This is a genomic window from Desulfosalsimonas sp., from assembly GCF_055149105.1.
In genome coordinates this window covers 14,653-38,561 of the sequence record NZ_JBSRLA010000010.1, presented here as the reverse complement: position 1 = coordinate 38,561, position 23,909 = coordinate 14,653, and the positions used below count along the sequence as shown (strand labels likewise).

Below are 23,909 nucleotides of genomic sequence, written 5' to 3'. Positions count from 1 at the left end.
GTTGCTTTAAACTGAACTGAGAGATTTTCAAGTTTGCCGCAGATACAAGGAAGCCGATGTTGAGCCATGGTCGGCTATGCGCGATATCGGCTGAGACATTAGATGCGGCAAACTTTGAGAATCGCAGCTACTGATTTATAGACTGATTTGCTGGAGCAAAAACCATGTCCGAAAATGACATCCCGGAAGAAAACGGATCTGATGAAGAAGAAAGCTTTGCGGATCTGTTTGAATCCTACATGAGCGAAATGAAAGACGATCTGCACATCGGCGAACAGATCACCGGCGAGATCATCGCCATTGGACAAGACAGTGTGTTTGTCAGCACCGGCACCAAGATCGACGGGGTGGCGGCCAAATCCGAACTCACGGACAAGGAAGGCAATTTCCCTTACAGCCTGGGCGATCCGCTCACCCTTTACGTGGTATCAAAAGATGACAGCGAAATCCGGCTTTCGAAAAGCATGACCGCGGAAAGCGGCATCCACCAGCTCTATGAAGCCCAGCGCGCCAAGGTACCGGTCCAGGGCAAGGTCACTGAAACCTGCAAGGGCGGGTTCCGGGTCAATGTTTCCGGAAAAACCGCTTTCTGCCCGGTCAGCCAGATGGATGTGACCTATGTGGAAACCCCGGAGGATTATGTGGGCGGGGAATACGATTTTCTCATCACCCGTATCGAGGAAAGGGGCCGAAACATCGTGGTCTCCCGCCGGGAACTGCTTGAGCGCCACATGGCCGAACAAAGAGAACAGTTTCTCAAGACCGTGTCCGTTGGCGATATCGTTGACGGACGGGTCACCCGGCTGATGCCCTATGGGGCATTTGTGGAACTTACCGCCGGGGTGGAGGGCATGGTCCACATATCCGAGATTTCCTGGTCCAGACTCGAAAAGCCTGAAGATGCCGTGTCTGCCGGAGATCCGGTGCGCGTCAAGATCCTTGATATCCGGGAGCCGGAAAAACCGGGCCAGACGGGCCGAATTTCGCTATCCATGAAGCAGGCCGCCGGTGATCCCTGGCAGGATATTTCCCAAAAATTCAGCCTTGGCGACAAGGTTGACGGTATGGTCACCCGGTGTGCGGATTTCGGGGCATTTGTGGAAATCGCCCCGGGCGTGGAGGGCTTGGTGCACATCAGTGAAATGAGCTATAAAAAGCGCGTGCTAAAGGCAGAAGACGAGGTATCGCCGGGCCAGCACGTGGCTGTGATGATCAAGGGCATTGACCCGGAAAAACGCCGGATTTCTCTGAGCATGAAAGATGCGGAAGGCGATCCCTGGATCAATATAGAAAACCGGTACAAACCCGGCCAGCAGGTCACCGGCACCATTGAGAAAAAGGAATCCTTCGGTTATTTCGTGTCCATAGAGCCTGGTGTGGTGGGACTGCTGCCTGTATCCAAAATCAATAACGCCCCCAATGCCAGACAGATCGAGGGCTTAAAAGTCGATGATCCCATCGCTGTAACCATTGAAGCCATTCACGCCGCAGACCGCAAAATCTCGCTTGCCCCGGCAGACGCTGCGGATAAAGGCGATTGGCAGTCCTTTAAAAAAACCGCCCAGACCGATTCCGGCATGGGCGATCTGGGAGAAAAACTCAAGGCTGCCTTGAAATCCAAAAAATGATGAGCCTGTAAAAAGCTTTTTACAGGCAGTGTTAAGTTTTAAGTGATTAAGTGTTAAGTAAAATCAAGAAGTTATTTCTTTACTGATTGCCTGTTATATTCCTTTCAGAACTTCTTCTAAGTATAGCGCGGTCCTGGGCTGCGGCCTTGGGGAAACACTCCCAAGGAAGCCCAGGGGCGGGATCGGTTTTTGAAGCGACATTGAGCGTTTTTGCATAAAAATTTCAAACTGTTTGAGGCCTGCAGAGCGAGTTTGTAAATTTTAAGCAAAGGCATTTGATAAATCCGCAAAAACGATCAGGAGCGAAAAAACTGAGCCCGACCACAGGGCTTCCTTCCTGCAACAACAGCGGACGCGGTAAAAAGCTGTTTACGGTGCCATCAGCTCTTGGCAAACAAACCGTTGATCACCAGCAACAGTACTCCTGCACCAAGCAGAACAATGTAGAGCGGCGCTGTAACCAAAGAATCCAGATAACTTCTCAAAAAAGCGACCGGAAAGTTTTCGATCCAGGCAAAGGCGTCATGCCCGAACACACTTGCCAGAGTGTGGTTGTAAAACGTCTGCCCCTCGTCCATGATCGAGGCGATTCCCTGAAATCCCACAAGCACCAGACCACCGAGAAATGAAAGCACCCCCAGCCACTTGATTGTTTTCATGATTCCTCCCCAAAGCCGCGTATTGATTCACATTGATCAAAAAAGAACTCTTTTATCCACATTTTCAGGTCTATAACACGGCTTTGGGGAAAATACAAATCTAGGACAATGCCGCCTTGATAAACTCCCGGTTCATCCGGGCGATTTCCCGGATGGAAATGCCCTTGGGACACTCGGCCTCGCATTCGGCCTCGTTTGAGCAATTGCCGAATCCCAGCGTATCCATGGCCCGCACCATGGACAGGGCCCGCTTTTTGGCCTCTGGGCGGCCCTGGGGCAAAAGCGCCAGATGGGAGATCTTGGCCCCGGCAAACAGCATGGCCGAGGCATTGGGGCATGCGGCCACGCACGCCCCGCAGCCGATGCAGGCTGCAGCATTAAAGGCTTTTTCCGCATTGTCTCTTGGGACGGGGATGGCATTGCCGTCCTGGGGGCCGCCGGCGTTAATGGAAATATAGCCGCCGGCCTGGATGATCTTGTCCAGGGCGTTTCGGTCCACCACAAGATCCTTGATCACAGGAAAGGCCCGGGCCCGCCAGGGTTCGATCACGATGGTATCCCCGTTTTTGAAATGCCGCATGTGCAACTGACACAGGGTGGTCTCGGGCATGTGCCCGTGGGCCCGGCCGTTGACAACAGCCCCGCACATCCCGCAGATGCCCTCCCGACAGTCATGATCAAAGGCAATGGGTTCGATGCCCTCTGCGGTGAGTTGCTCGTTGACAACATCGAGCATTTCCAGAAACGACATGTCTGTTGAAATGCCTTTGGCCGGATAGGTTTCCAAAGATCCCCGGGGATTGTTTTTATGCTGACGCCAGACCTTGAGGGTCAGGTCAATGGTTTGGGTACTCATTTACTTGTAGCTCCTCTGGGTCAGTTCCACGTTTTCAAATTCAAGAGGCTCGGTGTGCAGTACGGGATCTGAATCCGCGCCCGTGTATTGCCATACCGATACGTGGCAGTAGTTGTCATCATCGCGCAGTGCCTCATGGTCCTCTGTCTGGTAGGCCGTGTTAAAATGGCACCCGCAGGACTCCTTGCGCTCCAGGGCGTCTGTGACCATCAGCTCGCCGAATTCCATGAAATCCGCCACCCGGCCCGCATTTTCCAGGGCCTGGTTGAAATCAGCCGCATCTCCGGGCACGGTAACGTTTTCCCAGAACTCCGCCCGCAGCTCGGCGATCATCTGCTTGGCTTTTTTCAGGCTTTCTTCCTCCTTGGCAATGCCGCAATAATCCCACAGAATATTTCCCAGGGTCCTGTGAAAATCCGCCACTGTGCGTTTTCCGGACACGGAAAGCAGCTTGTCCACCTGGGACTGGATCTGCGACCTGGATTCCGCAAATTCCGGGGCCGAGGCATCCACCTCCGGCAGTTTCGTGCCGGCCAGATAGCCGCCGATGGTATAGGGAATGATAAAATAGCCGTCTGCCAGCCCCTGCATCAGGGCGCTGGCGCCCAGGCGGTTGGCCCCGTGATCGGAAAAATTGGCCTCGCCCAGGGCAAACAGCCCGTCAATGGTGGTCATCAGGTTATAATCCACCCACAGGCCGCCCATGGTATAGTGCACGGCCGGATAGATCTTCATGGGCGTCTGATAGGGATCTTCTCCGGTAATTTTTTCATACATTTCAAACAGATTACCGTATTTGCCGGCAATCACATCCCGGCCGTCTCTGGCGATGGCATCGGCAAAATCAAGGTACACGGCAAGGCCGGTTTCGCCCACGCCCTTGCCCATGTCACACTGCTCCTTGGCATTTCGTGAGGCCACATCCCTTGGCACCAGGTTGCCGAAGCTCGGGTACTTGCGCTCCAGGTAATAATCCCGCTCAGATTCGGGGATCTGGCCAGGCGGCCGGTTGTCCCCGGGTTCTTTGGGCACCCAGACCCGGCCGTCATTTCTCAGGCTTTCGCTCATGAGCGTGAGCTTGGACTGGTAGGTGCCGTGCACGGGAATGCAGGTGGGATGAATCTGGGTAAAGCAGGGGTTGGCAAAATGCGCCCCTTTTTTATAGCACCGGTATGCAGCCGTGACATTTGACGACATGGCATTTGTGGAGAGGAAATAGGCGTTTCCATAGCCGCCGGTCGCCAGCACCACCGCGTGGGCGCTGTGGGATTCCAGTTCTCCGGTAACCAGGTTGCGCACCACAATGCCCCGGGCCTTTCCGTCTACAAGCACCACATCCAGCATCTCGCGCCTGGGAAGAATCTCCACCTTTCCGGCATTGACCTGGCGCATGAGCGAACTGTAGGCCCCGAGCAGCAATTGCTGGCCGGTCTGGCCCTTGGCGTAGAATGTGCGTGACACCTGGGCGCCGCCAAAGGAGCGGTTGTCGAGCAGCCCGCCGTATTCCCGGGCAAAAGGGACACCCTGGGCCACGCACTGGTCGATGATGTTGACGCTGAGCTGGGCCAGACGGTAGACATTGGCCTCCCTGGCCCGGAAATCGCCGCCCTTGACCGTGTCATAAAACAGCCGCCAAATGCTGTCACCGTCATTGGCGTAATTTTTGGCTGCATTGATTCCGCCCTGGGCCGCAATGCTGTGGGCCCTTCTGGGAGAATCCTGGATGCAGAAATTTTTGACGTTATAGCCCAGCTCGGCAAGCGTTGCCGCAGCCGACGCCCCGGCCAGCCCCGTGCCCACAACAATGATGTTGAATTTCTTTTTGTTGGCCGGGTTGACCAGCTTGAGCTCGAAACGATGCCGGTCCCACTTGTCCTGCAAGGGCCCGGCCGGTATTTTGGATTCAAGTGTCATGTACCACCCCTTTTCTTATATAACCGCACGGATATAGACAGGAACAAAGAAAAACCCCACTGCCGCGGCAACGGCAATCACAATGCCGATTGTCTGGATCAGGGGCATGTATTTTTCGTTATTCAACCCCAGGGTCTGAAACAGGCTCCAGAAACCGTGCCGGATGTGGATGCCCACAAGGATCACGGCTGCCATGTAGATGAGGGCAAACAATCCGTTATTGAAAGTATCCACCGCCGCGTCCCAGGGCGTCTGCACTGCATGGTCAATAAAATGAAACTGCGACAAATGCAGGATCACAAACAGCAGGATCAGAAACCCGGTATAGGGCATGGTGCGCGAACCAATGGTTCGGCCCCCGGCGGTTTTATTGACTGCATAGCGCGTGGTACGCGCCCGGCGGTTCTGGAAAAACAAAATCGTGCCGGTGCTCACATGAATAACCGCGAGGGCCAGCAGCACCAATTCCACCACCACAATGATGGGATCCAGTGTGTGCAGGGTTTCCACGTATTTCAAAAACGCGTCCTTGCCGAAATAAAAACTCAGGTTCCCGGCCAGGTGCATGAGGATAAACCCCACAAAGCCGAAGCCGGTGACCGCCATGAGCAGCTTTTTGCCGATGGCGGTGGAAATGTTTTGTGTAAACCAGTTCATGTCATCCGCTCCCGGATAAAAAATAATCAATGTTTGATGGAACCGTAAAAAGTCCAATATCTGCGTTACGCGCAATTTTTCAGAATTTCACGTACGGCTGAGTACGCTGCATTCTTCAAAATCGCGCAAGCCTTGATCTTGAACTTTTTACGGCCCCATCTAAAATCAGACTTTTTACGAGTTTGTCACTGTTTAGGTTAATGGATCAGCCCTTTAAGGCTTCAGGCAATCTATATCAAAACACTTTGGCGCAAAGCTCGCCGATGCGGCCGAGGTTTTCACAAACGTGCACGCCCGCGGCCTTCAACGCCTCGACCTTGCCCTGGGCCGTGCCTGAGCCCCCGGAAATAATGGCGCCTGCATGGCCCATGCGCCGGCCCGGAGGGGCGGTCATCCCGGCGATAAAGCTGACCACCGGTTTGGACATCCGCTCCTTGATAAATTGCGCGGCCTGCTCCTCGGCGCTGCCGCCGATTTCGCCCACCATGACCACGCCTTTGGTCGCAGGGTCTGCCTCAAAAGCTTCCAGACAATCGATGAAATTGGTGCCGTTGACCGGATCACCCCCAATGCCGATGCACGTGGTCTGGCCGATTCCCTGCTGGGTTAACTGGTAAACCACTTCATAGGTCAGGGTCCCGGAGCGCGAAACCACGCCAATGGGACCGCCGGCCTTGTGAATCGGGGTGGGCATGATGCCCACCTTGGCCGCACCCGGTGTGATGATGCCCGGGCAGTTGGGGCCGATCAGTCGGCACGGCTTTGATTTGAGATAGTGTTTCACCCGCATCATGTCCAGTACGGGAATGCCCTCGGTGATGGTGACAATCACGTCCGCGCCGGCGTCTGCGGCCTCCATGACAGCATCTGCGGCAAACGGCGGGGGCACGAAAATCAGGCTGCAGTTGGCGCCGGTCTCGGCCACGGCAGCGGCCACGGAGTTAAACACCGGCACTTCATCCATTTTTTGTCCGCCCTTGCCCGGGGTGACTCCGGCAACCACATTGGTGCCGTATTCAACGCACTGCCGGGCATGAAACTGCCCTTCTTTTCCGGTAATCCCCTGAACCACCACCCGGGTATCTGCATCCACGAATATACTCATATGGGTTTCCTCAGCTGATTGCATTCACTATTGATCATCATGAAGAACACCAAACCGGTCATTTTTCCGGTTTTTTCTTCATGACCTTCATGTTCTTCATGTTTGATAAGCCTGTAAAAAGTCTTTTTTACAGGCAGTGTTAAGTTTTAAGTGATTAAGTGTTAAATAAAATCAATAATTTGTCTCTTTAGTGATTGACGGTGATATCCGTTTTAGGACTTTTTACGGCACCATCATGTTTGATTCGAAATTTATACCAGTGCAGCCACTTTCTCCCCGGCATCAGCCAGATCCCGGGCCGTTTGTATCTCCAGTCCGGATTCGGCAAGTATTTGGCGGCCCTCTTCCACGTTGGTGCCTTCCATGCGCACCACCAGGGGCACGTCGATCTGGGTGTTTTTGGCCGCCTTGACAACGCCTTCGGCCAGCACATCGCAGCGCAGAATTCCGCCGAATATATTGATCAAAATGGCTTTGACCTTTCTGTCTGACAAAATGATCCGGAAACCGTTTTCAATCATTTCCGCGGTGGCTCCGCCGCCCACATCAAGGAAGTTGGCGGGCTCGGCACCGGCCAGCTTGATGGTGTCCATCACCGCCATGGCCAGGCCCGCGCCGTTGACCATGTTGCCCACGGTGCCGTCAAGGTTAATGTAGTTGAGGTTATATTTGGAGGCTTCCACATCCAGTGGGTCTTCCTCGTCCAAATCGCGCATTTCCGCCACATCCTTCTGCCGGTAAAGCGCGTTGTCATCAAAATTAATTTTGGCATCCAGGGCGATTAACTCCTGGTCTTTGGTGATCACCAGGGGGTTGATTTCCACCAGGGAGGCGTCTTTTTCCATCAGCAGCTTATAGAGCCGGGTCAGCATCCGGGAAAACGGCTTTAGCAGATCCTTTCCCAGGTTTAACCCGAATGCCGCCTGCCGGCAGTGATAGGGATAGATGCCAGACAGGGGATTGACATACACCTTGATGATTTTCTCAGGCGTTTCAGCGGCCACGGTTTCAATGTCCATGCCCCCGGCCTCGCTGGCCATGATCAGCACCTCGGCCGATTCCCGGTCGGTCATCAGGCTCAGGTAAAGCTCCTTTTCAATCTCCAGTCCGCTTTCTATGAGCACCCGTTTGACGGGCTGACCTTCGGCTCCGGTCTGTGGGGTGACCAGATTCATGCCGATGATATCACCGGCATATTTTTCCACTTCAGCCGGATCCTTTGCGATCTTGACCCCTCCGCCCTTGCCCCGGCCGCCCGCATGAATCTGGGCCTTGACCGCCACGGGAAATGCGCCCAGGGTTTCGGCTTCGGATTTGGCCGCATCAGGGCTGTTGGCCACCGCGCCCCGGGGAATGGGTATCTCGTATTGGGAAAACAGCTGTTTGGCCTGGTATTCGTGTATCTTCATAAGTCATTTGCTCCGTTTCTATGCAATCACGCAAAGCACGTCGTTTTTGGCCACTGAATCGCCTTCGGAAAAACCAATGGCCTTGACCGTACCGGCTACGGGCGTTGTCAGGGAGTTTTCCATTTTCATGGCCTCCAGGATCACAACCGTATCCCCTTCGGCCACGGTGTCACCTTCTTTTTTCTCATAGCGCACCACAGTGCCCGGCATGGGCGCCTTGATGGGATGGCCCTCAACGGAAGCAGCCGGTTTTTTAGCCGCCGCAGGCGCTTCGGCCTTTTGCCCGGCAGCTTCGGATTTCTGCGAAGAAGGCGCCGGACGGGCCGCAGGGGCTGCCTGGCCGCCCGCCCTGCGGGGGCCGGCCGGGGCTGGAGCAGCCTGCTGGGGTGCTGCGGTCACAAAGGGCATGCCCGTATCTTCAACCGCCACCTCAAATTCCTCGCCGTCCACAAAAACATTGAATTTGCGGACATTGTCGCCTTCCGGGGCCTGGCCCTTTTTCTCGGCTTTTTCCAGCACGTCCTTGAGTTCGCCGGTGCGCACCTTCCGGATCAGGTCCTCTTCCTTTCTGGCCTCTTCCAGGGTCCTGGGCTTCAGGGAATCAGGCGGGGACTCCAGTCCGTACTTGTATTTCAGAAATTTCTTTCCGGTGACCGGATACAGGGCATAGATAAGCACGTCATCAATATCTGTTGTGATATCCTTGACCGCCTCTTTGGCGGCTTCCAGTTCCGGCTCCAGAATTTCGGCTGGCCGGCATTCAATGGGTTGCTCGCCCCGGGGGTAGCCCTTGAGGGCCTTTTTCTGAACCTCCGGGTCGACCCCGGCCGGGGTCGTGCCGTACAGGCCGTAGCACAGGTCCTTGACCTGGGAAGTGATCATCTTATAGCTTTCGTTTTCATCGTCAAACAGCACGTTATTGACCGTCTGGATGCCCACGATCTGGCTTGTCGGCGTGACCAGGGGCACCTGGCCCAGGTCCTTTCTGACCTTGGGCAGCATCTTGTAGACCTCGTCAATGCGGTCCAAAGCATCCATTTCCCGCAGCTGGTTGACCAGGTTGGAAAGCATGCCACCGGGAGTCTGGTGCAGCAGGACGTTGATGTCGATCACCGACACCTTGGAGTCATCCAGCAGGTACTTGTACTTGGGCAGGATGTCTTTTTCCAGCTTCTCGTTGATGGCGGCCAGGGCACGGATATCAAAGCCCGTGTCCCGGTTGGTGCCCAGAAGCGACATCACCATGGGCTCGATGGCCGGATGCGATGTGCGGTAGGCATAAGGGGTCATGCAGGTGTCAATGATGTCCACGCCCGCTTCAATGGCTTTCATATGCGTCAAAGGCGCCATGCCCGAGGTGAAATGGCTGTGAAGATGAATGGGTGCCTTGACGTTTTCCTTCAGGGCCTTTATGAGTTCAAATGCGTCATAAGGCGACAGCAGGCCGGCCATGTCCTTGACACAGATGGTATCCGCCCCCATGTCTTCGAGTTCTCGGGCCTTTTTAAGATAATAGTCGATATTGTAGACCTCACCGCCCATACGCGGCTCTGTCATGGAATAGCAGACACATCCCTGGAAATGCTTGCCGCATTTCTTGATCACCTCGACCACGGTTTCAAAATTGCGAAAATCATTGAGTGCGTCAAAGGTGCGGAAAATGTCCATGCCATTTTCCGCGGTCCGCTCCACAAAGGCCCTTGCCACATCATCGGGATAATTGCGGTAGCCCACCAGGTTCTGGCCGCGAAGCAACATGGAAAAAGGGGTTTTCTTGATATAACGCTTCAGGGTGCGCAGCCGCTCCCACGGATCTTCGTTTAAAAACCGGTGCATGGTATCAAACGTGGCCCCGCCCCAGACCTCAACGGCCCAGAAACCGATATCATCGATCATTTCCGCCACAGGTATCATGTCCTCGGTACGGCCGCGGGTGGCAAACAGGGACTGGTGCCCGTCGCGCAGGGTCAGATCCTCGATTTTGACCGGATTGGCCGCCCTGGGGCGATCCACGCCGTATTTGACTTCAGTCTGCTTGAGTTCATGGTGTTCGGTCATACCCAGATCTCCTCACCTTATGGATTAATTTTTGCTATAAATAGTTTCATATTTTTGCATGTATTGACACAAGCCCTGCTAAAACACCTTCATCTGTACCATGGTCCGCATCTGCATCTGTGCCTGCCGGCCGCTCAAAGCCCATGGGCTCACATAACCGTCCGGCATCCTGGCCCGGCCCTGGTCAGTGGCCTGCTGCCAGCCGGTTTCAGCTTCTGCCTGCGCAGCCTTTTCGCAGTCCAGATAATGCAGCACTGCGGCAAGTGCGGCCTGTTTTTTCTTTTCCATCTTCAACCCCCTTGTTATGCCGGAATATTGCCGTGCTTTTTCGGCGGCAGGCTCTGACGCTTGGTGCACAGGATATCCAGGGCCTCGATAAGCCGCGGCCGGGTTTCACTGGGCACAATCACGTCATCGATATATCCGCGGTTTGCGGCCACGTAAGGATTGGAAAACAGATCCCGGTATTCCTCCACCTTTTCCTTGCGCGTGGCCACCGGATCTTCCGAATTATCGATGGTTTTGCGATAGATAATATTGGCCGCCCCTTCTGCGCCCATGACCGCAATTTCCGCAGACGGCCAGGCAAAGGCCATGTCTGCGCCCAGATGCTTGGAGCTCATGGCAATATAGGCCCCGCCGTAGTCCTTGCGCAAAATCACAACCAGCTTGGGCACCGTTGCCTCGGAATAGCACCACAGCAGCTTGGCGCCGTGCCGGATGATGCCCCCGTGTTCCTGGTCGCTGCCGGGCATGTAACCGGGCACGTCCGCAAAGGTCAGCAAGGGAATATTAAATGCGTCACAAAACCGGATAAACCGGGTGGCCTTATCAGAGGCGTCAATGTCGAGACACCCGGCCAAAAACTTGGGCTGGTTGGCGATAATGCCGATTGTCCGGCCGTTTAGCCGGGCAAAGCCCACCACGATGTTTTTGGCGTAGTGCTCATGGGGCTCGAAAAAATCGCCGTTGTCCACGATTGCGCCAATCACATCCTTGACGTCGTAGGACTGGTTGGAATCGGCCGGGATAATCGTGTCCAGGCGTTCATCGCGCCTTTCCGGATCATCGCCGGTATCGGCCGCAGGCGGGTCCTCCATGTTGTTGGCCGGCAGATAGGACAGCATGTCCCGGATACGCTCAATGGCGTGTTCGTCAGAGTCACAGGCAAAATGAGCCACCCCGCTTTTTTCATTGTGGGTGGTGGCACCGCCCAGGTCCTCAAAGGAAATTTCCTCTCCGGTGACGCTTTTGATCACCTGGGGACCGGTGATAAACATGTGGCTGGTCTTTTTGACCATAAACACCCAGTCCGTCATGGCCGGCGAGTAGACCGCACCGCCGGCGGTGGGTCCCATGATGGCGGAAATCTGGGGAATCACGCCGGAAGCAATGGAATTTCTGTAAAAAATCTCGCCGTAGCCGCGAAGGGCATCCACACCTTCCTGGATCCGCGCGCCGCCCGAATCATTGAATCCCACCACAGGAACCCCGGATTTCATGGCCAGATCCATGATCTTGCAGATCTTGCTGGCATGCATCTCGCCGAGGGTGCCGGCCCTTGCCGTAAAATCCTGTGCAAAGGCGAACACCGGCCGGCCGTTGACACGGCCATGGCCGGTGACCACCCCGTCGGAGGGAACGTCGACTTCATTCATGCCGAAATTCACGCACCGGTGCTTGACAAAAATATCAATTTCCCGGAACGTGTTGGCGTCAAAAAGATGTTCCAGTCGCTGCCGGGCGGTTAACTTGCCCTTTTCCTGCTGCTTGGCAACGGCCTTTTCGCCTCCCATTTCCCGCATGCGGGCTTTTTTTTCAAGAAGCTCCTTGATCTTGTCCGAAACTCCGCTCATATCTGTGTCCTTTCATGTTCGTGCGTGACCAGGTCCAGCAGCTGTCTGGCTGCGGCCATGGCCGTTGTCTCCCCGTCTTCAAGGCGCCGGGTGAGTTCCGGCAGAAGCGCCCGGACTTGTCCGAGCCCGTAAAACCAGTCTTTGAGTCCCTGCTCCACAAGAAATTCAAACCATTGCCGGGCCTGTTCCCGGCGTCTTCGCTCAAGGGCCCCTGAAGCCTGCATCTGCTTGCGGTGAGAAAGCACCGTGTCCCAGATCTCATCAATACCGGTCATTTCAAGGGCGCTGCAGGTCAGCACCGGCGGCTGCCAGGAATCGCTCCTGGGGGCCATCATGTGCAAAGCATTTTCATAGTCTTTTCTGGCCTTTTCCGCCCGGAAAAAGTTTTCACCGTCGGCCTTGTTGACCGCAATGGCATCGGCCAGCTCGATGATGCCGCGCTTGATGCCCTGGAGTTCATCTCCGGCACCGGCCAGCAGCAGCACCAGGAAAAAATCCACCATGGAAGCCACGGAAAACTCGGACTGGCCCACGCCCACGGTTTCCACCATGACCGCATCGTATCCGGCCGCCTCCAGCACCAGGATGGTTTCCCGGGTCTTTCGGGCAACACCGCCCAAGGTCCCGCCAGAGGGCGAGGGCCGGATAAAGGCCTCAGAATTGGCGGCCAGTTTTTCCATGCGGGTTTTATCCCCCATGATGCTGCCGCCGCTTTTGGCGCTGCTGGGATCCACCGCCAAAATGGCAACCTTCCGGCCTTTTTCAATGAGCCGGAGGCCGAGGGTTTCAATAAAGGTGCTTTTGCCAACGCCCGGAACACCCGTAATGCCCAGGCGCACGGCCTGGCCGGTATATGGCAGCAGGCCGTCTAACACCTGGTAGGTTAATTCCCGGTGGCCGGGCAGTGCGGATTCAATCAAGGTGATGGTCTTGGAAATCGCCTTGCGGTTTTGCGCCCGGACCCCATCGATATAGTATGCGGCATGTTCAGGCATATTATTTCAGGGCGTTTAATACCTGGTTGGCCGAATCGGTCACCATGGTACCGGGGCCGAAAACCTTGGCCACGCCGGTTTTATAGAGAAAATCATAGTCAACCGGCGGGATGATGCCGCCGACGACCACCAGCACGTCTTCTGCACCCTGCTTCCTGAGTTCCTCGATCAGTTGCGGAACCAGGATCTTGTGGGCGCCGGCCAGACTGGAGACGCCCACCACATGCACATCGTTTTCCACCGCGATCTTGGCGGCTTCCTCCGGGGTCTGGAACATGGGGCTTAAATCCACATCAAAGCCCAGGTCCGCATATGCCGTGGCCACCACTTTCACGCCCCGGTCATGGCCGTCCTGCCCCATCTTGGTCAGCAGAATCCGGGGACGGCGGCCTTGATTTTCGGAAAATTCATCCACGCGTTTGCGGATGGCGGCAATGATCTCATCATCCTGGTATTCCCCGGCATACACCCCGGAAATGCACTGAGTGGTGGCCACATATCGACCAAAAACCTTTTCCATGGCCTCTGTGACCTCCCCGACAGTGGCCCGGGCGCGGATGGCGGGAATACAGGCTTCGAGCAGATTGCCCCCGGATTCAGCGCAGTTGGTCAGGGCCTCCAGAGTGCGACGGACCTCGTTTTCATCGCGTTTTTCGCGGATTTCGTTTATCCATTTGACCTGCTCGTCGCGAACGGATTCGGAAATCTCGCGCACCGCGATTTCGGTTTCTTCCTCCACCGGATATTTGTTGACCCCGATGATGACGTCCCTTCCCTGATCAATTCGGGCCTGGCGGCGGGCGGCAGCCTCTTCGATGCGCATCTTGGGCATGCCCTCCACAATGGCCTTGGCCATGCCGCCCAATTCCTCGACTTCATCGATAATGGCGCGGGCCTGTTCGATCATCTTGTTGGTGAGCGATTCAACATAATATGAGCCGCCCAGGGGATCGACCACGCTGGTGATCTGAGATTCCTCCTGGATGATCAACTGGGTGTTTCTGGCCACCCGGGCGGAAACGTCCGTGGGAAGGCTGACCGCCTCGTCAAACGCGTTGGTGTGAAGCGACTGGGTCCCGCCCAGAACCGCTGCCAGGGCTTCCAGGGTGGTGCGGATGATATTGTTGTACGGATCCTGCTGGGTCAGGCTCCAGCCTGATGTCTGCACATGGGTGCGCAGCATGGTGGAGCGCGGATCCTTTGGATTGAACTGCTTCATCAAATCGGCCCACAAATAGCGGGCGGCCCGGAGCATGGCAATTTCCATGAAAAAATTCATCCCCACGCCAAAGAAAAACGACAGGCGCGGGGCAAACGAATCGATTTCCAGGCCGGCATCCAGGGCGGCGCGCACATATTCCAGCCCGTCTGCCAGGGTAAAGGCGGTCTGAAGCACCGAGTCGGCCCCGGCTTCCATCATGTGATAGCCGCTGATGCTCACGGTGTTGAACTTGGGCATGTTGGCCGAGCAATACCCGATAATATCCGAGACGATCCGCATGGACGGATCCGGCGGATAAATGTAGGTGTTGCGGGTCAGGTATTCCTTTAAAATGTCATTCTGAATGGTGCCGGCCAGTTTTTCCTGGGAGACGCCCTGCTCTTCGGCCGCCACGATATAGCCGGCCAGAACCGGCAATACCGCCCCGTTCATGGTCATGGACACGGTCATTTTGTCCAGGGGGATCTCATCAAACAAGATCTTCATGTCCTCCACCGTATCCACGGGAACCCCGGCTTTTCCCACATCACCGGTCACCCGGGGGTGATCCGAGTCATATCCCCGGTGAGTGGCCAGGTCAAAGGCTACTGACAGCCCCTTTTGCCCGGCTGCCAGGTTGCGCTTGTAAAATTCGTTGGATTCCCGGGCAGTGGAAAAACCGGCATACTGGCGGATGGTCCATGGCCGTCCCGCGTACATGGTCGCCCGGGGGCCGCGGACAAACGGAGAAAATCCCGGCAGGGTGTTGACAAAATCAAGGCCCTCAATGTCTTCAGCCGTGTACAAAGGATTTAAGGCAATGCCTTCCGGGGTTTTCTTTTCAAGGGATTCAACCGGCTTGTTTTTCAATTCCTTTTTGGCAAGATCAATCCATCTGGGTTTTTCGGGATGTTCGGCCATGTCGCTCTCCGTTATGTTTGGTTCGTGGATGTTATCTTTTGATGGCACCGTAAAAAGTCTGATTTCAGATGATGCCGTAAAAAGTTCAAGATCAAGGCTTGCGCAATTTCAAAGAATGCAGCGTACTTAGTCGTACGTGAAATTCTGAGAAATTGCGCGTAACGCAGATATTGGACTTTTACGGCGCCTTTTTATCTCTCTGAGAGTTCCACCAGCACCCCGCCTGTGGCCTTGGGGTGAATAAAGGCGATTTTGGCCCCGCCGGCGCCTATACGCGGTTTTTCATCAATGAGTTTTATGCCTTTTTCCTTGAGTTCGGCCAGTGCGCCCTCAATGTCTTCGACCCGGAAGGCGATGTGATGAACGCCCTGCCCCTTTTTCTCAATGAACTTGGCAATGGGGCCGTCTTCTGCCGTGGATTCCAGCAGTTCCACCTCGCTTTTGTCCACAGGAAAAAATGCGGTTTTGACCTTTTGCTCGGTCACGGTTTCCTCGCCCTCAAAGGGCAGGCCCAGAATGTCGGACCAGAAGGTTTTGCTTTCCTGATTGCTGTTGACAGCCACGCCGATGTGATCAATGTGCAGTACTTTCATGATGCGTACCCCGCAATATGTGTTTGGTTCCGGTGGGAATTCAGACGGCTTTGCTGCATGCCGGTTTTCCTGTGTTCTGCAGTGTATGTAAGTGTTACTTACCTTATCAGCGTTATAATACCAGCCAATCGGGCCTGTCAAGTATAATCCGAAGCCAAAACAAATTCAGGGGTAAATTTTTTCTAAGGTCAGGACAAACAGGCCCTGCGCACTTGCGCCAGGTCGCAGTGTCCGGCAAAAACCTTGGCGATTCCGTCCTGAAACAGTGTGCTCATGCCCCTGGAAACAGCATGCTCCCGGATCATGGGACCCAGGTGCCGGCCCGGGGGCCGGGTCTGGATAATGTCCCGGATCTCGTCGGTGACAGAAAGCAGTTCAAAAATCCCGGTCTGCCCCTTGTATCCGGTATGGCTGCATTCCGGACATCCGGCCGGGGCATAAAACGTCAGATTTTTGGAAAACGCAATGTCTATATCCCGGGCAAAAGCGGCTTTGCCGTAGAGGGATACCAATTGATCATATTCTTTGCGTCCCGGATGCCTGGCCTGCCTGCACCGGGTGCAAAGGGTCCGCACCAGGCGCTGGGACAAAATGCAAATCAAAGCCTCTGCGAGATGAAAGGCATCTGCATCCATGACAACAAGCCGGGCCAGGGTCTCGGGAGCACCCGGACCAGTAAATCCCGATAAAACCAGTTTGCCGGACAGGCATGCGGAAACAGCCGCATTGGCGGTTTTGCCGTCCGGCATATCGTCAATTAAAATGCTGTCGGCATCTGCATAAACAAATGACTCCAGGGCGACGGCATAATCATAGCCGGCCGCCGGCTCCACCCGGACCTGCCGAAGCCCTGGCTGGAGGATTTCCAGGTTTTTTTCCGCGGTCCAGATCTTTTTTTCTTCTGCGTTGATTTGCGCCAAAGCCGCGTGCAGTGTGGTGGTTCGCCCGGATTTCGGGGGGCCGGAAACAAGGATCAGCCCGTGAGCGTGTTCAAGCGCATGTGCAAACGCCTGCCGGGTATTTGTGCCAAGGCCCAGGGCGTCGATGGACATGGGCGCTGCCGCAGGCTGCATCCGCATCACCAGATCCTCCCGGCCGCCTGCAGTGGCAATAATGGTCACCTGAAAAACCGCATCCCGGCCCTCTTCAGATTGAAACCGCAACCGGCCATGCTGATGGGGACCCGTCCGGGCAATATCCAGGCCTGCCATGGCCCTGACCCGCTCCAGTACGGACTTGTAAAGGCTGCCGGAAATTGTCGAACCGGGTGCGCAAACCCCGTCAGTCCGAAAGCGCACCCTGATTTCCATTTGATCCGGCTCCGGCTCGAAATGGATGGCAGAAGCACCCCGCCTGCAGGCTTCTGCCAGGAGATTGCGCAGAAATTCAGCCACTTCAGGACTTTTTTCAGTCAACAAAGCGCTGCTTTCATCCCGCTGGTCCACCGGCCCGGAGGCGGTCAGAACATGGGTTTGCAGAGACCTGGCCGGCCGGGATTGCATGTCCGCCGCCAAACGGAGCATGTTTAAAACATCTTTTTTCATGGCCACGGCCGCACGAACCGTGTAACCGGAAAACTGTTCCCGGATCCGCGCAAGGCATTCCAGATCCCCCGGGTCAGCCATGGCCACAAGCAGATCCCCGTTTTCAAAACCCGCCGGAACGCATTCCTGTTTTTCCATCATGCCGGGATCCAGCCCTGCGATGATATCGGCCGGCAGATCCATATCATCGCTGTATTCCACGGCAGGCAGGTTGTAATACCGGCTCAAAGACTTTAGGACATCGGACTTGTCGATCTCCATGTCTTCGACAAGGAAGCGCTCCACCGGTTTGTTGCGCTCCCTGGCGGCAATTACGGCATCATCGAGTTCTTCCCGGGTGATGATATAATTTTCCAGCAGCAGGTTAAACCGGCCTTTGAGCCGGGCGGTCATCTGCTGCTGCTTGTAAAGAGCAATGCCCAGGATCGTTGCCAGTTCGGAAAGCTTTTTTTCATCCCCGGCTGAAAAGGGCCCGCCCTTTTTGCGGTTAATGAGCTGAATCGCACCCAGTACAACGGATTGAAACACAATCGGCGCGGCCAGCACCTGGCGGGTTTCAAAACCGGTTTTCTCATCCCAGGACCGGTCAAAGCCCAACTCCGGATCAATGCCGGCAAGTTCCCGTGCATCATAGACGTTTCTGATATTGACCATCTGCCGGGTCACCGCGCAGTAACCGGCAATGCTGTGCTTGTTGACAGGAACCCGGATTTCATTGATCTCATCGCCGGACTTGAACCTGGAGACCAGTTCCCGTTGGATGCCGTCGATATAGTAAATGGTAATGCGCCGGGCTCCCATGATTTCAACAATGTCGCCGGCCGCGTCAATGAGGATGCCGTCAATATCCGAGGCCGCATACACCGCATTGCTGATTTCCTGAAGCTTGCTGCGGTAGGCCACTTCCGACTTTAAATAACAGGCATCGGCTTTGTCATTTTTTTTCCCGGACTTCATATTAAAGGGCTTAACATTGTTCATGGTTTTTTCCAATGCTTCTGAAAACCGATTTGGCAAAACTGCGAAAACCTAAACGTCGGTGTCTTCCCGGGTCTTCCGGAAACGGTACAATCTCTGAATCCCACCGCCGGCCAGAATAATGGCCATGAAATAAAAGGCAATGTGCAAAAAGATCCGGACGGAGTCAAAATGTTCAATTTCGGCAACCTGCTCCATGATCAGGGGAATCCGGAAGAAAAAGGCCACCCCCATCAACAGCAGGGCCGCACCCCAAACAAGCTGAATCATTTCCTGGCCCGACATCTGGCGGCGATTTGACATATGCTTAATTTTTTCCTTAAATATTTTTGATGGCACCGTAAAAAGTCTGATTTTAGATGGTGCCGTAAAAAGTTCAAGATCAAGGCTTGCGCAATTTCGAAGAATGCAGCGTACTTAGCCGTACGTGAAATTCTAAGAAATTGCGCGTAACGCAGATATTGAACTTTTTACGTCGCCATCATTTTTTATTATGGACATGTGAACCTATACCTATTATATAGCCGGATTCGCCCGGTGTGTCAACTTGCATGAAATCAGGCAGGTTAAAGCGACTTTTTGCAGCTACAGCAAGGTCCGCAGGCAGGGCCCGGAACTGAAACAAAAGCCAAAAGCAACAGCCCAAAAGGAACAGAATGGATACCACCAGCCAAACATCGGAACACAAACTCAAGCTTCGCAATTTAATCACCCGGGACTACCCGGATGTCAAGGAAATCATGGACCGGGTCTATCCCGACAAGATGGGGGCCTGGGACAGAAGTGAATTTCACACCCTGATACACCGGTTCCCCGAAGGTCAGATCTGCATCGAGGACAAGGGCAAGGTGGTGGCCGCAGCCCTTGCCATTATTGTCAACGCCGATATTTACGAGGAAAAGCACTCTTACGACGATGTTATCGGCGGCAGCCGGATCAGCGGCCATGATCCGGCCGGAGACGCCCTCTACGGCATCGACATCTTTGTCCATCCCGACTACCGGGGACTGCGTCTGGGCCGGCGCCTTTATGACGCCAGAAAGGAACTCTGCGAGGAGTTAAACCTCAAAGGCATCATCTTTGGCGGCCGGATTCCGGGCTATGACGAGTATCACGAGGAGCTAACCCCCCAGCAGTACATCCAGAAGGTCAAAAACAACGAAATCTATGATCCGGTCCTGTCCTTTCAGCTGGCCAATGACTTTCACATCAAAAAAATCCTGAAAAACTACATTCCCGAAGACAGCCAGTCGCGCTCCTACGGAGTGCTGCTGGAATGGAACAATATCTATTATGAAAAAAAGCGAAAACTGTTTGGCGGCAGAAAAGCCTATCCCAGAATCGGTGTGGTGCAGTGGCAGATGCGCCCCTTTGCCTCGTTTGATGATTTTATCCAGCAGGCGGAATTTTTCGTGGATGCCGTGGCCGGCTATAATTCGGATTTGATTCTGTTTCCCGAGATGTTAAACGCCCCGCTGCTGCGCAATTTCAACCAGGAAAACCCGGCCGAGTCCATGCGGTCGCTGGCTGAATATACCGAACCGCTCAGGGAATCGTTTCTCCGGATGGCCCTTGCCTACAACATCAACATCATCGCCGGCAGCGTGCCGGAATACTCCGGGGAACACCTCTACAATGTCTCCTATCTCTGCCGGCGCGATGGGACCTGGGATGCCCAGTACAAGCTTCACATCACCCCGGACGAGTCCTTTTACTGGGGGTTGCGGGGCGGCAGCGACCTGCGGGTGTTTAACACGGACATGGGCAAAATCGGGATTCTGATCTGCTATGACATTGAATTTCCCGAATTGTCCCGCCATCTGGTGGACAAGGGAATGAATATCCTGCTGGTGCCCTACTGGACCGACACCAAAAACGCCTATCTGCGGGTGCGCAGATGCGCCCAGGCCCGGGCCATTGAAAACGAGTGCTATGTGGCCATATCCGGCAGCGTGGGCAACCTGCCCCGGGTGGAAAACATGGACATCCAGTATTCCCAGGCCGCGGTGTTCACCCCCTCGGACTTTGCATTTCCCCATGACGCCATTGCCGCAGAAGCCACCCCCAACACGGAAATGACGCTGATGGTGGACCTGGACCTGGATTTGCTAAAGGAACTGCGGCAGCAGGGAAGCGTGCGCAACCTGCAGAGCAGAAGAGAGGATCTCTACAAAATTCTCTGGAAGCCGGAGGAAGAGGATTTGATCTTTTAAAAAGGCCGCTGGTTGTCGAGTTGTTCCATTTGCGCGTCAAAATCCGCCCGTTTGGCATCAGCTTTGGCCGACAGGGATTCAAGGCGTTCAAAACCGGCATCAATGTTTTGCCGGCACTCATGCAAAGCCCGGGACAGTTCGGCGATCTCCCGGCCCCCGCCGTTTACTGAAGCCTCCTGCATCCGGGTGTTTAAATCCTCGAGCTGCTGCTCCCATTGCACAATGTCGTCTTCAACCGCCTGGATCTCATCTTCCACCGGCTTTAACGCCCGGCTTTTTTCCGCCACGATTTTTGAGCGAAGGCGGCGGTAATCCTTCTTGCTGATCTGACCGGCACAAGCGGCTTTCTGCCCCGGGGCCTCCCGCCGGCCGGCTGCGGCCTCGTCTTCTTCCCACCCAACGGTTTCCAGAAAACGCTGGTATGTGCCGTCAAATACCTGGATTCCGCCGCCCTGGAAAACCACCAGGCGCCGGGCCAGGGCATGGAGAAACATTTCATTGTGGGTGACCATGACCACGGCCCCGTCAAATGCGTCAATGGCAGACAGCAATGCGTCACACGACTCCATGTCAAAATGATTGGTGGGCTCGTCGAGCAGCAGGAAATTGGCCGGGGCGGCCAGCAGACGGCCGAGCATGACCCGGCATTTTTCTCCGCCGGAAAGCACCCGGATTTTTTTCAAGGCCTGATCGCCCTCAAAAAGCATGGCCCCGCAGATGCTACGGGCGGTCTGGCGCCCCATGTCCGGGTTGGCGGCCAGGATTTCTTCTTCCACAGTGCGCTCATCGGATAAGGTGTGGATATTGGTCTGCTCAAACAGGCCCTTGACCGCATTGGGATGATTGTCAATCCGGCCGGCATGCGGGGTCAGTTCCCCTGCCAGCAGGCGCAGCAGGGTGGTTTTTCCGGCACCGTTTCTGCCCATGATGCAGATGCGCTCGTCCGGGGCGATGCTCATGGAAAAATCGTCAATCAGACAGGCGGCCGGCTCACTGGCTTGTCCGCTGTTATAGGAAAATGCGAGATTTTCCGCCTGGAGCATGTATTTTCCTGTAAAACCGGGGCTGTTAAAAGAAAAATCCAGATTTTTGGCCTGCTCCAGTTTTTCCTTCCGGGTGAGCTTCGAAAGGGTCTTGACCCGTGACTGCACCAGGTTGGCCAGGCGGGCCTTGGCCCGAAACCGGCTGATAAAACGCTCGATGTCTTTGCGCTTGCGCTCGTCATTCTGCCGGGTTTTTTCATACACCTCTTCTTCCTGGGCAATCTGGGTATAGTATTTTTCCGTATTGCCGGCGATCTTTTTGATTTTTCTGCGGTGGATCCCGGCGATATGAGTGGCCACCCCGTCCATGAAGCTTCTGTCATGGGTGATCAAAAAAACCTCTCCCGGCCAGTTGACCAGAAATTGACGGATCCAGCGGATAGAAGTGATATCCAGATAGTTGGTGGGCTCGTCGAGCAAAAGCATGTCCGGCCGGGAGACCAGCACCTTGGCCAGGTTGAGCCGCACCTGGTATCCGCCGGAAAATTCCGCAGGCGCCCGCTGCATATCCGCCTGGCAGAACCCGAGCCCCGCAAGGATCTTTTCCACCTCCCAGTGGGCCTCTGACCGATCCGCCGGCAGGCCTCGCATGCCTTCTTCAAGCACCGTGGACGCGGAAAATTCAAGCTGCTGGGCCACATGGCCGATCCGGTAGTTTCTCGGCCGGGAAATGCTTCCGGCATCCGGTGTCTCATCTCCGATGATCAGCCGAAACAGGGTGGTTTTGCCGTACCCGTTTCTGCCCACCAGCCCCAGGCGCTCGCCGGCATGGACCCGCAGGCTCACGTCATCAAACAGCACGTGACCACCGTAGCTTTTGCTTAATCCCTCAATATTGATCATTTGGATAATATCTTTTAAGGCTATTCCGGTTTTTCGATTTCCAGCTTGCTGCACCGGTAGCGGAAAGAGCGGAAGGTGATGCCAAGCAGTTCAGCGGCCTTGTGCTTATTGCCGTTTGTGCAGGAAAGCGCCTTTTCCAGATAGGCTCTCTCGATTTGCTCCAGGATGCTGTCGAGAAACACGCCCTTGGGCACCTCATCAAGGTCAAACCGCCGGTTTTCAATCCCCTCGATCCAGCGGCGCTTGTGAATGGAAAGGGAAAGGTTGTCGGGCAGCAAAATATTGGTGCTCGACAGTGCAACGCTTCGCTCAATCAGATTTTCCAGTTCCCGGATGTTTCCGGGAAAATCGTATTTCTGGAGCAAATCCACGGCATAGGAGGAAATCTTGGTCATTTCCTTGCCCGCCTCCCGGGCGTATTTTTCCAGAAAATGCTGGGCCAGAGCCCGCAGGTCGCCTTTTCGCTCCCGCAGGGGCGGCACCTTGATTTCCACCACGTTGAGCCGGTAGTAAAGATCTTCCCGGAACCGGCCGGCAATGACTTCTTCTTCAACCTGCTTGTTGGTGGCTGAAATAATACGGATGTCCACGCACACGTCATCATTGGCGCCAACCGGCTTAAAGGAGCGCTCCTGGACAACCCGCAGCAGGCGTACTTGCATGGGAAGACTTAATTCGCCCACTTCATCGAGAAAAATGGTGCCGGTGTGGGCGGCCTCAAACAGGCCCTTTTTGTCCTGGGAAGCACCGGTGAACGCCCCCTTTTTATATCCGAAAAACTCGCTTTCCATCAGGGTTTCCGGAATGCTGCCGCAGTTGATCACCACAAAGGGCTTGTCACTGCGGCTGCTTTGGTTGTGGATGGCCCGGGCAATGAGTTCCTTGCCTGTGCCGCTTTCCCCGGTGATCATCACGTTGGTGCGGGTGGGCGCAATTTGCTCGATGACCTCGTAGATATGCATCATTCTGGGACTGTTGCCCACCAGGAGTCCGAAATGCAGGCTCTGCTGCAGCTCGTCGTCAAGCAGTTTTTTTTCATCCGAAAGGGTCTTGAGCTCCAGGGCCTTGGCAACGGTCTGCTTTAACTCGTCATTGTCAAAAGGCTTGGGCAGGTAATCATAGGCCCCCTCGTTCATGGCTTCCACCGCATTTTCCGCGGTGGCATAAGCGGATATCATAATGACCACTGTATCCGGATTATTTGCCTTGGCCCGGCGCAGCACGTCCAGGCCGCTGATATCGCCCAGGCGGATATCGCACAGGATCAGGTCATAGGCATTTTCATCGATCATGGCCTTGGCCCGGCGGCCGCTTTCAGCCGTATCCACCCCGTAGCCCTCGGCACCGAGCATGATTTCCAGAAACTCGCGCATGCTCAGCTCATCGTCAACAATGAGCAATGTGGCTTTTTCGGTCATAACAACAATCAGCAGTGT

At 55.1% G+C, this 23,909-nt stretch carries 18 protein-coding genes; 2 read left to right on the top strand and 16 right to left on the bottom strand.

Translation table 11 applies throughout. The features are described 5' to 3' along the window. Positions 1-164 precede the first annotated feature (164 nt). Positions 165-1,628: a 30S ribosomal protein S1 gene (locus ACTCIA_RS03875; RefSeq protein ID WP_463000488.1), complete on the top strand. Its 1,464-nt coding sequence runs from the start codon at positions 165-167 to the stop codon at positions 1,626-1,628. A 380-nt stretch (positions 1,629-2,008) separates the two neighbouring features. Here the strand turns inward: ACTCIA_RS03875 and ACTCIA_RS03870 are convergent, their stop codons facing one another. The 14 genes from ACTCIA_RS03870 to ACTCIA_RS03805 all read right to left on the bottom strand — a co-directional run bounded on the left by ACTCIA_RS03870 (position 2,009) and on the right by ACTCIA_RS03805 (position 18,677). Continuing rightward, the gene (locus ACTCIA_RS03870; protein WP_463000487.1) at positions 2,009-2,287 is read right to left on the bottom strand and encodes a hypothetical protein; all 279 of its coding nucleotides are present in this window, start codon (positions 2,285-2,287) and stop codon (positions 2,009-2,011) included. A 100-nt stretch (positions 2,288-2,387) separates the two neighbouring features. Further along, positions 2,388-3,143 (bottom strand): succinate dehydrogenase/fumarate reductase iron-sulfur subunit, encoded by a 756-nt coding sequence (locus tag ACTCIA_RS03865; RefSeq protein WP_463000486.1) that lies wholly within the window; start codon positions 3,141-3,143, stop codon positions 2,388-2,390. Beyond that, a complete protein-coding gene (locus tag ACTCIA_RS03860) occupies positions 3,144-5,057 on the bottom strand; it encodes a fumarate reductase/succinate dehydrogenase flavoprotein subunit (protein ID WP_463000485.1) in 1,914 nt (637 codons plus the stop codon). It lies immediately after the preceding gene. 15 nt (positions 5,058-5,072) lie between these two features. Continuing rightward, positions 5,073-5,714 carry a succinate dehydrogenase cytochrome b subunit gene (locus ACTCIA_RS03855; protein ID WP_463000484.1) on the bottom strand — a complete coding sequence of 214 codons (642 nt, stop codon included), beginning with the start codon at positions 5,712-5,714 and terminating at the stop codon, positions 5,073-5,075. 235 nt (positions 5,715-5,949) lie between these two features. Next, positions 5,950-6,819: a succinate--CoA ligase subunit alpha gene (gene sucD, locus ACTCIA_RS03850; protein ID WP_463000483.1), complete on the bottom strand. Its 870-nt coding sequence runs from the start codon at positions 6,817-6,819 to the stop codon at positions 5,950-5,952. A gap of 251 nt (positions 6,820-7,070) precedes the next feature. After that, positions 7,071-8,228 carry an ADP-forming succinate--CoA ligase subunit beta gene (sucC, locus tag ACTCIA_RS03845; protein WP_463000482.1) on the bottom strand — a complete coding sequence of 386 codons (1,158 nt, stop codon included), beginning with the start codon at positions 8,226-8,228 and terminating at the stop codon, positions 7,071-7,073. Between the two features lie 18 nt (positions 8,229-8,246). Beyond that, positions 8,247-10,286: a pyruvate carboxylase subunit B gene (locus tag ACTCIA_RS03840; protein WP_463000481.1), complete on the bottom strand. Its 2,040-nt coding sequence runs from the start codon at positions 10,284-10,286 to the stop codon at positions 8,247-8,249. 78 nt (positions 10,287-10,364) lie between these two features. After that, positions 10,365-10,574 (bottom strand): hypothetical protein, encoded by a 210-nt coding sequence (locus tag ACTCIA_RS03835; protein ID WP_463000480.1) that lies wholly within the window; start codon positions 10,572-10,574, stop codon positions 10,365-10,367. Between the two features lie 14 nt (positions 10,575-10,588). Continuing rightward, positions 10,589-12,142, bottom strand: a complete 1,554-nt coding sequence (locus tag ACTCIA_RS03830) for an acyl-CoA carboxylase subunit beta (protein ID WP_463000479.1) — start codon at positions 12,140-12,142, stop codon at positions 10,589-10,591. Then, the gene (gene meaB / locus ACTCIA_RS03825) at positions 12,139-13,137 is read right to left on the bottom strand and encodes a methylmalonyl Co-A mutase-associated GTPase MeaB (protein WP_181550111.1); all 999 of its coding nucleotides are present in this window, start codon (positions 13,135-13,137) and stop codon (positions 12,139-12,141) included. The genes ACTCIA_RS03830 and meaB overlap by 4 nt, the downstream gene beginning before the upstream one ends. A gap of 1 nt (position 13,138) precedes the next feature. Beyond that, the gene (gene scpA, locus ACTCIA_RS03820) at positions 13,139-15,259 is read right to left on the bottom strand and encodes a methylmalonyl-CoA mutase (protein ID WP_463000478.1); all 2,121 of its coding nucleotides are present in this window, start codon (positions 15,257-15,259) and stop codon (positions 13,139-13,141) included. A 191-nt stretch (positions 15,260-15,450) separates the two neighbouring features. Next, positions 15,451-15,852 carry a methylmalonyl-CoA epimerase gene (gene mce / locus ACTCIA_RS03815; RefSeq protein ID WP_463000477.1) on the bottom strand — a complete coding sequence of 134 codons (402 nt, stop codon included), beginning with the start codon at positions 15,850-15,852 and terminating at the stop codon, positions 15,451-15,453. 188 nt (positions 15,853-16,040) lie between these two features. Beyond that, positions 16,041-18,377 carry an ATPase, T2SS/T4P/T4SS family gene (locus ACTCIA_RS03810; RefSeq protein WP_463000476.1) on the bottom strand — a complete coding sequence of 779 codons (2,337 nt, stop codon included), beginning with the start codon at positions 18,375-18,377 and terminating at the stop codon, positions 16,041-16,043. Between the two features lie 48 nt (positions 18,378-18,425). Further along, on the bottom strand, positions 18,426-18,677 hold the full coding sequence (locus ACTCIA_RS03805) for a hypothetical protein (protein WP_463000475.1): 252 nt from the start codon (positions 18,675-18,677) through the stop codon (positions 18,426-18,428). A 353-nt stretch (positions 18,678-19,030) separates the two neighbouring features. On the opposite strand from ACTCIA_RS03805, the gene ACTCIA_RS03800 reads away from it, so the two are divergent. Beyond that, the gene (locus ACTCIA_RS03800) at positions 19,031-20,587 is read left to right on the top strand and encodes a GNAT family N-acetyltransferase (protein ID WP_463000474.1); all 1,557 of its coding nucleotides are present in this window, start codon (positions 19,031-19,033) and stop codon (positions 20,585-20,587) included. Here ACTCIA_RS03800 and ACTCIA_RS03795 read toward each other — a convergent pair. Then, positions 20,584-22,473 (bottom strand): ABC-F family ATP-binding cassette domain-containing protein, encoded by a 1,890-nt coding sequence (locus ACTCIA_RS03795; protein ID WP_463000473.1) that lies wholly within the window; start codon positions 22,471-22,473, stop codon positions 20,584-20,586. The two genes, ACTCIA_RS03800 and ACTCIA_RS03795, sit on opposite strands and share 4 nt — an antisense overlap. A 20-nt stretch (positions 22,474-22,493) precedes the next feature. Continuing rightward, positions 22,494-23,891 carry a sigma-54-dependent transcriptional regulator gene (locus ACTCIA_RS03790; protein ID WP_463000472.1) on the bottom strand — a complete coding sequence of 466 codons (1,398 nt, stop codon included), beginning with the start codon at positions 23,889-23,891 and terminating at the stop codon, positions 22,494-22,496. Between the last annotated feature and the right edge of the window lie 18 nt (positions 23,892-23,909).